Consider the following 12599-nt stretch of genomic DNA (forward strand, 5'->3'; position numbering starts at 1 on the left):
CCGGGCGGATTCAGCGTTCGAGCTGGTCGCGTTTGTCCTGGACCGTGCTCCAGGTGTCGGCGTCGGGCAGCGCCGGCTTGGTCCGTGTGATCGGCTTCCACACGCGCGCCAGCTCGGCGTTGAGCGGTGTGAAGTCCCGCTGGTCGTTGGGAACGTCTTCTTCGGCGTAGATCGCCGAGACAGGGCACTCCGGGACACAGACCGCGCAGTCGATGCAGTCGTCGGGATCGATCACCAGGAAGTTCGGTCCTTCCCGGAATGCGTCCACCGGACAGACATCGACGCAGTCGGTGTATTTGCACCGGATGCACGATTCGGTCACCACAAAGGTCATGGCGTGGGCTCCCGGTCAGCCACCGCAGGAACCGCAGCAGGAATCCACACCGTGCACGGGCTGGCTGTCGGCCGGTTTGGCGATCTGCACGCGCCACTGTTCGGGGCCACTTTCCAGCATGGTCCAGCTGAAGGCGCCATAGAGGCCGCTCTCGAACTGCCCGCGCAGCGGCTGCGGGTTGTGGTCGTTGATGAGCTCCATGGCCGCGCCGGGTGGCAGGGCCTTGAAGGTGGAGAACACCAGCGAGTGGCGTTCGCGCGGCGCAATGCTGCGCAGGTCGACGGTGGGGGTGGGAGCGGTGATGGTGTTCATGGACAGATCCTTGAGTGGGTGAAGAGGGAAGGGTTGAGAAAGCGCGTCAGCCGTCCTTGCCGTCGAAGCGCGTCTTGAGCAGCCAGGGCGTGTAGATGAAGAGGTAGATCGCAAACGCCACCGACCAGCCGGCGGCAGACAGCACCAGGGCCATGGGCAGCCACGTCGGCAGGGCCAGCGGCAGCAGCACGCGGACGGCGGCCGCCAGCATGACGAGCACATAGGCCGTGGTCTCCGCGCGCGACACCTGCAGCGCGCGCCCGGTGTGGCCGCGGGCGGTGCGGGTGATCATGCCGATGATGAGACCGGCGGTGGCTCCGATGGCCAGCGCATGCACGCCGGCCGACACGCCGATCCAGCCGAACCGGGCCGCTGCCAGCAGGGCCAGCCCGAAGGGAATCCAGGCGTGCGACAGGTGCAGGATCCAGAGGATCGGGCGGTGCCTTGTGATCGCAGGCCGCCACTGCAGCAGCCGCACCACCTGGGCCAGCGCGGCGAGCAGAAGGGCCAGGCCACCGACCAGGTTCCAGCCTGCGGCGGCGGGTGCGAACACCCACAGCAGCAAGCCCAGCGCTGTGAGCGCCATCGCGGCGCGCTCCACCGGTGCGCGCACCTGGAGTTTCAGACCCGGCGTCGCGCTCATGGTGAAGGCCGGAATCACCCGGCCCGCGATCACGCACTCGATCGTCACGATCAGCGCCAGGGCGGCGTGCAGAGGGACCAGCGGAGAAATCTCCAGGACACCGGTCACGCCCAGGTGAAAGACGCCGTTGGCCAGCGCGAGCAGCATCAGCATGCCCGCCAGCGGCAGGTTGCGCCGGTTGCGCGCGCGCAGCAGCAGGCGGGTGAGCACCGCGGCCACCAGGGGCAGCAGCGCCAGGTCCAGCACGGCATACAGCGTGTAGGGCCCGGTCACGGCGGCCACCCGGGCCGCCAGCCACAACAGGGCCAGGGCACCCAGGAAGGCGCCGCGCGGCGTGGCCAGCCCGGTCCAGGCTTTGACCGCGGTCAGCAGGAAGCCCAGGATGACCGCGATCGCAAAGCCGAACAACATGTCGTGCGCGTGCCACAGCAGCGGGGGCAGCGCCATCGTGAGGTTCCACTGGCCCAGGAACAGCGCCACCCACAGCGGGATCGCGAGCAGCGCGAACACCGCAGCGCCCAGGTAGAAGGGCCGGAATCCGAGCCTCAGCAGCGGCCAGCCCCGGGGCTGTGGCGCGGCAGAAGGTTCGGACGGGGAGGCGTGCAAGGGCAGGGTGGTCATGGTGGGGGGACGTTGCAGAAGCTGTCGGGCCGCTGCAAAGACCTCATAAGAAGCATGTGAAATGAATATTAAACCCAAATAGCCTTTAAAGAAATATACTTGGTACCTCTTTAGGGGCTTCCATGCGACTTGCCGAGTACACCGACTACACCTTGCGCGTGCTGATGTATTGCGCGGCCCGCCCGCACCAGATGGTGACCATCAGCGAGCTGGCCGAACACCACAGGGTGTCCAGAAACCACCTGATGAAGATCGTCACCGACCTCGGTCGACAGGGCGTGCTGGAAACCACGCGCGGTCGCGGTGGCGGACTGCGCCTGCTGAAAGATCCGGCCACGGTGCGCATCGGGGATGTGGTGCGCGCCTCGGAGACCGACTTCCGCCTGGTCGAGTGTTTCGACCCGGGTTCCAACCAGTGCACGCTGTCTCCGACCTGCCGCCTGAAGGGCTTGTTCAACGCCGCGCTGGGGGCCTACCTCAGGGAACTTGATGGCACGACCCTGGCCGACCTTGTGGCGCCCGCATCGCCGCGGGGCACCGCGACGGCTGTGCCGGTGGCGGCGCCCCGAAGCCTTCGAAAGCCCACGGGCAAAGCAACACCTGTTCTTCCAAGGAGCCTTCCATGAACATCGACAAACTCAAACACCAGCACCAGGACATCATCGGCGCCATATCGGCCCTTCGGACGCTCGCGCAGGCGGGGGTGGCGCAGAACGCCGCCGACATCGCAAGGCTCGTCGTCAGCATGAGCTCCACCATCAAGCTGCACCTGGCCGTCGAAGACCAGGCGCTGTACCCGGCCCTGCGGCGGGGTGGCAACCCCGAGCTGGCGCGCATGGGCCAGCAGTACCAGGAGGACATGGGCCCGATTGCCCAGGCCTACGACGCCTTCGCCCGTCGCTGGAACCGGCCCGAGAGCGTTCGCAGCCACGAGCAGGGCTTCCGCGACGACGCCAACCGCGTGCTGCGCATGGTGCATGAGCGCATGCAGCGCGAGAACCGTGACTTCTACCCGCGCATCGAGGCTGCGTGATCGGCGGAAGAGCCCGCAGCTCCCATCACACGCCGGCCTGGATCAACCCGGGCCTGGCCCGACCGTGAGATGCCCGGGCCGCGTGGTGTCTATCGGCTCCGCAGGCGCAGCGCATTGCCGATCACGGACACCGAACTCAGGCTCATGGCCAGCGCGGCGATCATCGGCGAGAGCAGCCAGCCGGTGAACGGATACAGCAGCCCGGCGGCCAACGGAATGCCCAGCGCGTTGTAGACGAAGGCAAAGCCCAGGTTCTGCTTCATGTTGGCCACGGTGGCCACCGAGAGTTCGCGCGCGGTGGCGATGCCGCGCAGGTCCCCCTTCACCAGCGTGAGCTGGGCGCTGTTCATCGCCACGTCGGTGCCGGTGCCCATGGCGATACCCACATCGGCGCGGGCCAGCGCCGGGGCGTCGTTGATGCCATCGCCCGCCATGGCCACCACGCGGCCTTCGGCCTGCAGCCGTTCCACGAGCCGGAGCTTGTCGGCCGGCTGCACCTCGCCGTGCACCTCGTCGATGCCCAGGCGCTGGCCCACTGCGTGCGCCGTGGTCAGGCCATCGCCGGTGGCCATCACCACGCGGATGTGCGCGCGGCGCAGCGACGCCAGGGCCTCGGCGGTGGTCGGCTTGACCGGGTCCGACACCGCCAGCAGGCCCGCCAGCCGCCGGTCCACGGCCAGGTACATCACGCTCGCCCCCTGGCTGCGCAGCGATTCGGCCTCTTTAGCCAGCGCTGCGGTGTCCACACCCTGCTGGTCCATCAGGACCGTGTTGCCCAGTGCCAGCACCCGCCCGCCCAGCACCCCGTGCACGCCAATGCCCGACGCCGAGTCGAACTGCGCAGGCTTTTCCAGCACCAGCCCCTGCTGCCGGGCCGCTGCCACGATGGCCGCTGCCAGGGGGTGTTCGCTGCCCTGGTCCAGGCTGGCCGCCAGCCGCAACACCTCGGTGTCGGAGTGGCCCGCCACGCCCAAGGCGCGCTCGAACCTGGGCTTGCCTTCCGTCAGGGTGCCGGTCTTGTCCACGATCAGGGTGTCGACCTTGCGCAGGTTCTCGATGGCGGCGGCGTCGCGGAACAGCACGCCGTGGCCGGCGCCGCGGCCGGTGGCCACCATGATCGACATCGGTGTGGCCAGACCCAGCGCACAGGGGCAGGCGATGATGAGCACCGCCACCGCATTGATCAGCGCGTAGACCCAGCTCGGCTCCGGGCCCAGCCAGCCCCAGCCCAGGAAGGTGAGCACCGCGATGCCCACCACCGCCACCACGAAGGTGCCCGCCACCTGGTCGGCCATGCGCTGCATGGGCGCCCGGGAGCGCTGGGCCATGGCCACCATCTGCACGATCTGGGACAGCACGGTGGCCGATCCCACGCGCTCCGACCGCATCACCAGCGCCCCGCTGGTGTTGAGCGTGGCGCCGATCAGCGGGTCGCCCACCTGTTTGCCGACCGGCAGCGGTTCGCCGGTGAGCATGGATTCGTCGAGGGCGCTGCGACCTTCCACCACCACGCCGTCCACCGGCACCTTTTCGCCCGGGCGCACCCGCAGCAGGTCGCCGACGTGCACATGCGCCAGCGGCACGTCCTCTTCGCTCCCGTCAACGCCGATGCGGCGCGCGGTCTTGGGTGCCAGCCCCAGCAGGGAACGGATGGCGGCCGAGGTCTGGGAGCGGGCCTTGAGCTCCAGCACCTGCCCCAGCAGCGTGAGCGAGATGATCACCGCCGCCGCTTCGAAGTACACCGCCACCCGCCCCATGGACTGGAACGAGGCAGGGAAGGCCTGCGGTGCGACTGTGGCTGCGACGCTGTAGACGAACGCGGCCCCGGTGCCCAGGCCGATCAGGGTCCACATGTTGGGGCTTCGGTGCACCACCGACTGCCAGGCCCGCACGAAGAAGGGCCAGCCCGCCCACAGGACGATGGGCACCGACAACACCAGTTCGATCCAGCTCTGCACCGCCATGTCGAACCAGCCCAGGCGGTGCCCCGCCATCGCCAGCACCGCAACCACCACCGTGAGAGGCAAGGTGGCCCAGAACCGGCGCTGGAAGTCCGCGAGTTCCGGGTTGTCCTGTTCCTCGGCCTCCGGCATCACCGGCTCCAGCGTCATGCCGCACTTGGGACAGTTGCCCGGGTTCGGCTGGCGGATCTCGGGGTGCATCGGGCAGGTGTAGACCGTGCCCGCCGGCAGGGGCGCCGCAGGCGCCGCCGCCTGCGAATGGGCGGCTGGGTGATGGTGGTGGTGCGGCGCATGCATCGGGCTGCTCCTATGGGGTTACGCTGATGCCGTTGGGGCCGGCCCCTACCGGCACGGTGGCGACCGGCTTGTGCGCGACCAGGTCGATCACGGTGACCGTGTTGTCGTACAGGTTGCTCACATAGGCCTGCCGACCGTCCGCATCGACCACGACCCCGTGCGCACCCCGTCCGGTGCGGATGCTGGCCGTGACCTTGAAGGAGGTCAAGTCGATCACGCTCACCGTGCGTCCGGGGTTCTTGCGGTTGCCCTGGTTCGCCACCAGCAGGCGCTGGCTGTCCGGGGTCGCAAACAGCTGGATGGGGCCGTTGCCGACAGGAACCTTGCGCAGCACTTTGCGCGTCCGCGGGTCGATGACGGCCACCTGGTTCTCCTGCGACAGCGACACGAAGGCCAGGCGACCGTCGCCGGTGAACCCCACCTGGGCCGGCCCCTTGCCCACGGGAATGCTCTCGACTTCCTTGCGGCTGGCCGTGTCGATCACGGACACGGTGCCGCCCTTGAGGTTGGCCACATAGGCCAGCTGCCCGTCCGGGCTCAGCCGGATGCCGTGCGGGAACGCGCCGGTGGCGATGGTGGCCACCACCTTCATCGCCCCGGCGTCCACCACGCTGACGGTGTTGTCGCCGCCGTTGGTCACATAGACCCAGTGGCCGTCCGGGGACACCACCACGTGGGCGGGATGGTTGCCGACCGGCACCTTGCCCACCACCGTGTCGGTGGCGGTGTCGATGGCCCAGACCTCGCCGGAGGCGGCCATGGCGGCGTGCGCGGCGCCCGACATGCCCTGGTGGGCCGCATGGCCGGCGTCGGCGGGCGGCGTTCCGTTGTTGGTCACCCAGACCCGCTGCCCGTCGGCGGTGGCCTGGACGTTGTGCGCGCCTGCGCCGACGGTGACGGTGCGCACGGTCTGGCGGGTGTCGGTCGCGATCACGCTGACCGTGCCGTCGGTTTCATTCGCGACGTACACCTTGGGCGCGGCCAGGGCGGCGGAGATCCCGCCCAGGGCGAGGCAGGCGGACAACAGGGTGAATCGCATGGGATGGTTTCGGATGTTCATGTGGGTTCCTCAAGCCTTGACCTGGTAGCGAAGCATCATTCCCGCTTCGGCGTGTTCCAGCGTGTGGCAGTGAAAGACATAGTCCTGATCGCCGGCGTGGGGGTGCGAGAAGTCGATGGCGACCTTCACCGACTCGCCCGGCCAGACCTGCAGGGTGTCCACCACCCCCAGGTCCTGCGGCAGCAGGCCGCGCGCGCCGGCCAGGGGGCGGATCTGGGCCGGGCTGCCCAGGCGTTCGAGCACCCGGAACGAAAAGCCGTGCAGGTGCATCGGGTGCGGCATGCTGCGCTCGGCGTTTTCGATCAGCCAGGTCTCGCGTGCACCGCGCTGAACGGTCAGCGAGACCGCCGCGTGGTCGAACACGCCGCCGTTGATCGTCCAGTGGCCTTGCCCATCGTGGTCCAGCCGCATGCGGCGCGGGGTGCCCGCCGGTTCGTCCACCGCGGCCAGGCTGGACAGGCGCGTGGGCAGGCGCCGGTCGTAGGGCGCGCCGGACGGCGTCAGGTCGATGCGCATCAGCGCCCGTGCATCGCCTTCCATGGCCATGGCTACGGACGCCGAGGCGCCGTGCCCGGCACCGTGCTGGCTGTGGTCCATCGCGGCCATGTCGTGACCGCCTTCCTGATGCATCGGGTCGAAGGGCAGCGAGGCCAGGGTCACCGGCCGCCCGGCCTGGGCTTCCCGGAAATCCACCAGCACGTCCAGCCGCTGCCCTGGCGAGAGGAAGGTCTGCTCGATGCGCTGCGGCCGGGCCAGCAGGCCGCCGTCGGTGCCGGCCAGATAGAAACCCAGGGCCTGACCCTGCTGCAGGAACGCCAGCCGGTAACTGCGCGCGTTGCTGCCGTTGAGCAGGCGAAAGCGCACGATGCGGCGCCCCGCCTTGAGCACCGGGCGCTCGGTCAGGTTGACCAGCAACCGGCTGCCCACCCAGCCGCCGAAAGACTGCGCGGCGCTGGGCGCGTACTGGAGTCGCCCCTGTGCGTCGAACGCCTTGTCCTGCAGCACCAGCGGAATCTCGGATTCACCCAGCGCCAGCGCGAGCTCCTTGCGCAGGGCGACTTCGTCCTCATCCTCAACAAACAGCAGGCTGGCCAGCCCGTGGTAGGCCTGCTGGGGAATGAAGCCGTGCGCATGGGGGTGGTACCAGTACATCGACGAGCGGTCCTGCACAGTGAACGCATAGCCCATGCTTTGGCCCGGCGCCACCACCTGGAGCCCGTTGCCGTCGTTGCGCGAATCCACACCCAGACCATGCCAGTGAATCACCGTGGGCTGGTCGATGCGGTTGATCAGTTTCACGCGCATCTGATCGCCCTTGCGGGCCAGCAGCGCCGGGTTGAGGAACTTCCGTCCGCCCGATTCCACGGCATAGGCCAGGACGGGCGTGCGCCGCCCCGGCAACACCTCGATCTCGCTGCGGACCACATGGACTTCCCTGAAGTCGGTGGCCGGCAACACACCAAACAGGCCGCTGCTGCCCGGCAAACGCAAAGGGTTGGAAAAGGCCGCAGCCTCCTTCTCTATCTTGAGCAGACCTTCGGCCGGGTCACCGGCACTGCCCAAGGGGTTGGCAAGAACACCGGAGAACAACCCCGATGCACCCAACGCACCGATGCTGCCCAGCCAGTGTCTGCGAGTGAACGCATGCATACATGAACTTCCGAAACAGATGGGAGATGCCTTCGGGCCACGGCAAGCCGCAGCCTGCGGGCTCACTTGGTGGATGGTGTGGCGGGCATGCGCTGCATCATCATGTCCATCATGTTTTGCATCATGTCCATGCGCATCTCCATCGCCTGCATTCGCTGAGAAGGGTCCATGGTCGCGGTGCCTGCAGGTGCCTGTCCACCGCCCATGCCGCCCATGTTTTTCATCATGTCCATGCCTTCCTGCATGGCCTTCATGTGATCGCCCATCAGCGCCTCGCGCTCGGCTGGGGTCTTGGCTGCGGCGAGCTTGTTGCGCAGCGCCTGCATGGTGGCCATGTGCTCCTGCATGCGCTGTCGCATCTGCGGCATGGCGGGCATTGCCGGCGCTGCAGCCGTTGCCGGACCAGGCGCCGAAGCGTTGGCCGGCGCGGGGTGGTGCTGGGTGTGATCAGCTGCCGTTTGCGCGCCGGCGCTGAACGCGAGGCCGAGGGCCGCCACACCGAAGAGGGTCGAAATCCGCTTGGACATGTCGATTTCCTTTCATGACATCCATCCGGCAAAGTGCCGGTCTCGGGCATGACGGTCATCGGACCCGGTACGGGCTGGGCACCGTCTAGCCATGGGGTCACTGTAGGAACCCGACAGGGTCTTGAAGATGACGTTGGGATGACAAAAATGTCAGGATCCGCGTTGTGCTTCGCGGGCTTGACGATTGATCTCGTCGTGGTCCTTCCGCACGTGCACGGGCCACTGCGACTTGATCCAGGACAGGACGGCAACGATCTCGGCATCGCTGAGGGTGCCACCGTATGCGGGCATGCTGGACACGTAGTCGGGTATGCCAACTGCCTTGGCGACACCGTCCCGTGTGATGCGGAACAGCACCTCGTCGGGGTGGTGCCAGGTGTGCCCGCTTTCGTCGTGAGGCGGTGCCGGCAGCCGGCCATCGGCTCCGCGCTCACGCCAGTTGGCCTGCCCTTGGCGGTTCACGCCGTGGCAGCTGGCGCATTGCGTCGTGTAGAGGGTCCGGCCGCGCTCCAGCAACTGCGGGTCGTCCGTGCGCAACAGTGGGGCCTGCGCGGGAAAGCGACTCGACCATGTCGCCACCAGCCCAGCCAGCGCAAGGGCGGCGACAACCAGCCAGAACGCCAGGGCCCTGCGGATCATTTCGCGGGCTGGATGTCGGTCACCGTCATCTGGCCGTTCTCGCTCGTGGCCATGAAACGGATCTTGGCGCCCACACTGGCCTTGTCCAGCAAGGCCTTGTCCTTGACCACAAAGACCATGGTCATGCCGGGCATGTCCATGTGCTTGATGTCACCGTGCTTGATGGTGATCTTGCCCGCGTCCATGTCGATCTTGCGGACCTCGCCATCGGTCAGGTCGGGTGTGGCCGACATGCCCATCTTGCCGTGGTCCATGGTCATCTGGGCCCAGGTCGGTCCGGCCGCCAACAGGGACAGGGCCAGTGCGGCAGCATGCAGGGTGGTGTGCGTCTTGTTCATGGGATACCTCCGGTTCAACGGGCCGCGACCTTGACCAGGCCTTTCATGCCTGCGTCGAAATGCCCCACGTGCAGGCACGCAAAATCAACAGCGCCGGCCTTGGTGAATTTCCAGATCACTTCACCTTGTTTGCCTGGCGCCAGCGAGATCTTGTTGGGCTCGTCATGCTCCATGTCGGGGAATTTTTTCATCACCTCATAGTGCTCCAGCAGTTCCTGTTTCGTACCCAGGCTGAATTCGTGCTTGACGCTGTCGGTGTTCTTGAGCACGAAGCGGATCGTTTCGCCTTGCTTGACCTGGATGTCCGAGGGTATGAAGCGCATGCCATTGATCATGTCAACCTGGATCGTTCGGCTGACTTTCGATGCCACGCCTGGCTCTCCGATCGGAGAGTCGTGATGGCCGCCAGCGTGGTTGCCACCCGCCATGGCCAGCCCGGATGCCAGCATGGAGGCAATGGCGATGATCTGACGGGACTTGGAACGCGAAAACTGCATGGTTATCTCCTGTAGGAAGTGAAAGAAACGAGGGTCGGGGACATCAGTGGCTGCCGTGCCCAGTCGGCTTGCGGGCATTGAACGCTTTGGATGGTTCAGCCTGCGCTGGCGCTGCGGCAGGCGAGGACAGTTCGGACCGGAAGCGGGCGGGATCGGGCAGCTCGCCCGTGTATTCATGGGCCACCGTGCCCGCCGGGAACTGGTAGGGACCAGGGTCCTTGTAGTCGCCGGGCTTCTGGTCCTTGCGCACCTTGAACACGGTGAACATGCCGCCCATTTCCAGCGGGCCGAACTGGCCGGTGCCGGTCATCATGGGTGCGGTGTTGTCCGGGATGGGCATCTGCATCTCGCCCATGTCGGCCATGCCGCGTTCGCCCATGAGCATGTAGTCGGGCGCGACCTTCTGGATCTTGCCGACCAGGCCGCGGTGGTCGGTGCCGATCATGGTCGGCACATCGTGGCCCATGGCGTTCATGGTGTGGTGGCTCTTGTGGCAGTGCAGGGCCCAGTCGCCCTCTTCGTCGGCCACCAGTTCGATCTGGCGCATCTGTCCCACGGCCACGTCGGTTGTGACCTCGTACCAGCGGGTGCTCGGTGGCGTCGGTCCGCCATCGGTGCCCGTCACCAGGAACTCGTGCCCGTGCAGGTGGATGGGGTGGTTGGTCATGGTGAGGTTTCCCACGCGGATGCGCACGCGGTCGTTCAGGCGCACGTTCAGCGTGTCGATGGCCGGAAACACGCGGCTGTTCCAGCACCAGATGTTGAAGTCGGTCATGGTGTTGACCTTGGGCGTCTTGCTACCGGGCTCCACATCGAACGCATTGAGCAGGAAGCAGAAGTCGCGGTCCACCTCGCTGATGTGCGGGTGTTTGGCCTTGGGGTGGGTCACCCACATCCCCATCATGCCCATGGCCATCTGCACCATCTCGTCGGCGTGCGGGTGGTACATGAAGGTGCCAGGGCGCCGCGCCTCAAACTCGTAGACAAAGGTCTTGCCGACCGGAATGGCTGGTTGCGTGAGCCCGCCGACGCCGTCCATGCCGCAGGGCAGGCGCTGGCCGTGCCAGTGGATGGTGGTGTGTTCGGGCAGCTTGTTGGTCACGAAGATGCGCACGCGGTCGCCCTCGACCACTTCGATGGTCGGGCCCGGGCTCTGGCCGTTGTAGCCCCACATGTTGACCTTGAAGCCGGGCGACACCTCGCGCACCACCGGCTCGGCCACCAGGTGGAATTCCTTGACGCCGTTGTTCATGCGCCAGGGCAGGGTCCAGCCGTTGAGCGTGACCACGGGGTTGTAGGGCCGGCCGGTCGAGGGGACCAGCGGCGGCGCGGTGTCCACCGAGGTCTGGATGACCGGATCGGGCAGGCCCGCCAGGGCGGAACGGGCCACGGCCAGGCCTGCCACGGAGGCGGCGGCGCCGGCAAAAAACTGTCGTCGGGAATGGGTGTGGTTCATGCGGATGGGACCTTTCAATGGGCTGCTGCGGCCGGGGCATCGCCGCCCGTGCCGCCCAGCGAGACGAAGCTGTCGGGCGCACCGCCTTGCAGGACCCACTGCAGGTCGGCCTCGGCGATCCAGAAGTCGCGCTGCACACCGATGGCGTCCACGGCGGCCTGGGACTGGTTGCGCACCTCGTCCAGCAGCTCCCACACGCTCTTGAGCATGCCGTTGTAGTGCAGCAGCGTCTCGTCGGTGATGAAGGCCCGGGTCTTGAGCAGCTCGCCCTGGCTGTCCAGCGCGAGCGCGTGGGCGGATTGGTAGGCGGCCAGGGCATCGCGGGACAGCGCCTGGTTGCGCAGGCCCTCGGCCACGGGCAACTGCCCGCGGACGGCCTCGGCCCGTCGCCGCGCATCGGTGTCGGACATGGCCTGTGGCGGAATGGCGGGCAACTGCGCCGGCAGAGCGAAGCGGTCCTGAAGACCGGCCAGCCCAAGGGTCCGCACCAGCTGGCTCTGCGCCCGTGCGGCCGCGTACTCGGCGCGGCGCAGGTTCATCCGGGCGCTGGTCGCCGCCAGCTGGACCGGGGCCAGTTGCAATGCGCTCCAGTTGCCCACGGTCACCATGCGCTGCCCCAGCTCGTGGGCCGCCTGGGCCGCATCCAGCATCTCGCGCTGGTGCTTCAATACCTGTTCGGCGGCCACCGCCTCGATCCAGGCCTTGCGGCCTTTTTGGGCCACCTCCAGCACCTCGCCGGCGTCTTCGACGCGGCGCTGCAGGCTGGGGTCGAGCTCGGTCCAGCGTCCCTCAGCGATCAGCTGCGCGTTCCGGGCGCCCAGGCGCGCCAGCGGGCGGTCCAGATCGCGGTGGGCCCGCCAGGCCATGCGCACCGCCGCCTCGGCGGTCGGGATCGGCGTGCCTGCGGGGGCGGACGTGTCGGTGGCCGGCGGCCTGTTGGCCTGCTCCCACCGGAGCACGTCGGCGTGGCCCCGCTGCAGGGCGCCCACGGCATCGTTGGCCTTGCGCCAGTCGGCCTCTTGCACCGGCTTTACGGTCTGCGCCGAAAGCGCGAGTGGAACCAGCAGCAGGGGCGGCGCCAGCAGGCGCCGCCTGACTCGTCTGAAAGATGAAGATGTCACAGCAGTCGCTCCGGTTTGATGTAGATCAAGCGGCCGGATTCTGGCGGCGCGACGGCGACACTTGCCTTTCCGTCCGATTACAAAACTGTCATGTTCGACCGGGCTGTCCG

Annotated in this window: 14 protein-coding genes; 2 read left to right on the forward strand and 12 right to left on the reverse strand. The window is 67.6% G+C overall.

Annotation, left to right across the window (positions count from 1 at the left end):
* Positions 1–10 precede the first annotated feature (10 nt).
* The 3 genes from fdxA to BC358_RS09135 are packed head-to-tail and all read right to left on the reverse strand — an operon-like array spanning position 11 to position 1910.
* On the reverse strand, positions 11–334 hold the full coding sequence (fdxA, locus tag BC358_RS09125; protein WP_079365591.1) for a ferredoxin FdxA: 324 nt from the start codon (positions 332–334) through the stop codon (positions 11–13).
* 15 nt (positions 335–349) lie between these two features.
* Positions 350–646: a DUF2249 domain-containing protein gene (locus BC358_RS09130; RefSeq protein WP_066151723.1), complete on the reverse strand. Its 297-nt coding sequence runs from the start codon at positions 644–646 to the stop codon at positions 350–352.
* Between the two features lie 46 nt (positions 647–692).
* Positions 693–1910: an NnrS family protein gene (locus tag BC358_RS09135; RefSeq protein WP_079365592.1), complete on the reverse strand. Its 1218-nt coding sequence runs from the start codon at positions 1908–1910 to the stop codon at positions 693–695.
* Between the two features lie 122 nt (positions 1911–2032).
* On the opposite strand from BC358_RS09135, the gene BC358_RS09140 reads away from it, so the two are divergent.
* Both BC358_RS09140 and BC358_RS09145 read left to right on the forward strand, forming a co-directional pair.
* On the forward strand, positions 2033–2536 hold the full coding sequence (locus tag BC358_RS09140) for an Rrf2 family transcriptional regulator (protein WP_079365593.1): 504 nt from the start codon (positions 2033–2035) through the stop codon (positions 2534–2536).
* Positions 2533–2943: a hemerythrin domain-containing protein gene (locus tag BC358_RS09145; RefSeq protein WP_079365594.1), complete on the forward strand. Its 411-nt coding sequence runs from the start codon at positions 2533–2535 to the stop codon at positions 2941–2943. Before BC358_RS09140 ends, BC358_RS09145 begins: the two co-directional genes overlap by 4 nt.
* Positions 2944–3032: 89 nt before the next feature.
* On the opposite strand, the gene BC358_RS09150 is transcribed toward BC358_RS09145, so the two are convergent.
* The 9 genes from BC358_RS09150 to BC358_RS09190 all read right to left on the reverse strand — a co-directional run bounded on the left by BC358_RS09150 (position 3033) and on the right by BC358_RS09190 (position 12489).
* Positions 3033–5201, reverse strand: a complete 2169-nt coding sequence (locus BC358_RS09150; RefSeq protein WP_079365595.1) for a copper-translocating P-type ATPase — start codon at positions 5199–5201, stop codon at positions 3033–3035.
* 10 nt (positions 5202–5211) lie between these two features.
* Positions 5212–6261 carry a cytochrome D1 domain-containing protein gene (locus tag BC358_RS09155; RefSeq protein ID WP_066151713.1) on the reverse strand — a complete coding sequence of 350 codons (1050 nt, stop codon included), beginning with the start codon at positions 6259–6261 and terminating at the stop codon, positions 5212–5214.
* Positions 6262–6270: 9 nt separating this feature from the next.
* Complete coding sequence (locus tag BC358_RS09160; RefSeq protein WP_079365596.1) at positions 6271–7911, reverse strand: multicopper oxidase family protein; 1641 nt, start codon at positions 7909–7911, stop codon at positions 6271–6273.
* Between the two features lie 62 nt (positions 7912–7973).
* Positions 7974–8438: a hypothetical protein gene (locus tag BC358_RS09165; RefSeq protein WP_256861458.1), complete on the reverse strand. Its 465-nt coding sequence runs from the start codon at positions 8436–8438 to the stop codon at positions 7974–7976.
* Between the two features lie 150 nt (positions 8439–8588).
* Positions 8589–9077: a cytochrome c gene (locus BC358_RS09170; protein WP_079365597.1), complete on the reverse strand. Its 489-nt coding sequence runs from the start codon at positions 9075–9077 to the stop codon at positions 8589–8591.
* Entirely contained in the window at positions 9074–9415 is a 342-nt protein-coding gene (locus BC358_RS09175) for a copper-binding protein (protein WP_079365598.1), read from the reverse strand. Before BC358_RS09175 ends, BC358_RS09170 begins: the two co-directional genes overlap by 4 nt.
* 14 nt (positions 9416–9429) lie before the next feature.
* Positions 9430–9912 (reverse strand): plastocyanin/azurin family copper-binding protein, encoded by a 483-nt coding sequence (locus tag BC358_RS09180; protein WP_079365599.1) that lies wholly within the window; start codon positions 9910–9912, stop codon positions 9430–9432.
* Between the two features lie 43 nt (positions 9913–9955).
* The gene (locus BC358_RS09185) at positions 9956–11368 is read right to left on the reverse strand and encodes a multicopper oxidase family protein (protein WP_079365600.1); all 1413 of its coding nucleotides are present in this window, start codon (positions 11366–11368) and stop codon (positions 9956–9958) included.
* 14 nt (positions 11369–11382) lie between these two features.
* Complete coding sequence (locus tag BC358_RS09190) at positions 11383–12489, reverse strand: TolC family protein (RefSeq protein ID WP_143434247.1); 1107 nt, start codon at positions 12487–12489, stop codon at positions 11383–11385.
* Positions 12490–12599 lie beyond the last annotated feature (110 nt).

Source organism: Hydrogenophaga sp. H7 (genome assembly GCF_002025745.1).
Classification (GTDB): Bacteria; Pseudomonadota; Gammaproteobacteria; order Burkholderiales; family Burkholderiaceae_C; genus Hydrogenophaga; species Hydrogenophaga pseudoflava.

Bases quoted from the DNA above. Each gene is read 5' to 3' on its own strand.
- fdxA (WP_079365591.1), bottom strand. From the start codon at position 334: ATGACCTTTGTGGTGACCGAATCGTGCATCCGGTGCAAATACACCGAC.
- BC358_RS09130 (WP_066151723.1), bottom strand. From the start codon at position 646: ATGAACACCATCACCGCTCCCACCCCCACCGTCGACCTGCGCAGCATT.
- BC358_RS09135 (WP_079365592.1), bottom strand. From the start codon at position 1,910: ATGACCACCCTGCCCTTGCACGCCTCCCCGTCCGAACCTTCTGCCGCG.
- BC358_RS09140 (WP_079365593.1), top strand. From the start codon at position 2,033: ATGCGACTTGCCGAGTACACCGACTACACCTTGCGCGTGCTGATGTAT.
- BC358_RS09145 (WP_079365594.1), top strand. From the start codon at position 2,533: ATGAACATCGACAAACTCAAACACCAGCACCAGGACATCATCGGCGCC.
- BC358_RS09150 (WP_079365595.1), bottom strand. From the start codon at position 5,201: ATGCATGCGCCGCACCACCACCATCACCCAGCCGCCCATTCGCAGGCG.
- BC358_RS09155 (WP_066151713.1), bottom strand. From the start codon at position 6,261: ATGAACATCCGAAACCATCCCATGCGATTCACCCTGTTGTCCGCCTGC.
- BC358_RS09160 (WP_079365596.1), bottom strand. From the start codon at position 7,911: ATGCATGCGTTCACTCGCAGACACTGGCTGGGCAGCATCGGTGCGTTG.
- BC358_RS09165 (WP_256861458.1), bottom strand. From the start codon at position 8,438: ATGTCCAAGCGGATTTCGACCCTCTTCGGTGTGGCGGCCCTCGGCCTC.
- BC358_RS09170 (WP_079365597.1), bottom strand. From the start codon at position 9,077: ATGATCCGCAGGGCCCTGGCGTTCTGGCTGGTTGTCGCCGCCCTTGCG.
- BC358_RS09175 (WP_079365598.1), bottom strand. From the start codon at position 9,415: ATGAACAAGACGCACACCACCCTGCATGCTGCCGCACTGGCCCTGTCC.
- BC358_RS09180 (WP_079365599.1), bottom strand. From the start codon at position 9,912: ATGCAGTTTTCGCGTTCCAAGTCCCGTCAGATCATCGCCATTGCCTCC.
- BC358_RS09185 (WP_079365600.1), bottom strand. From the start codon at position 11,368: ATGAACCACACCCATTCCCGACGACAGTTTTTTGCCGGCGCCGCCGCC.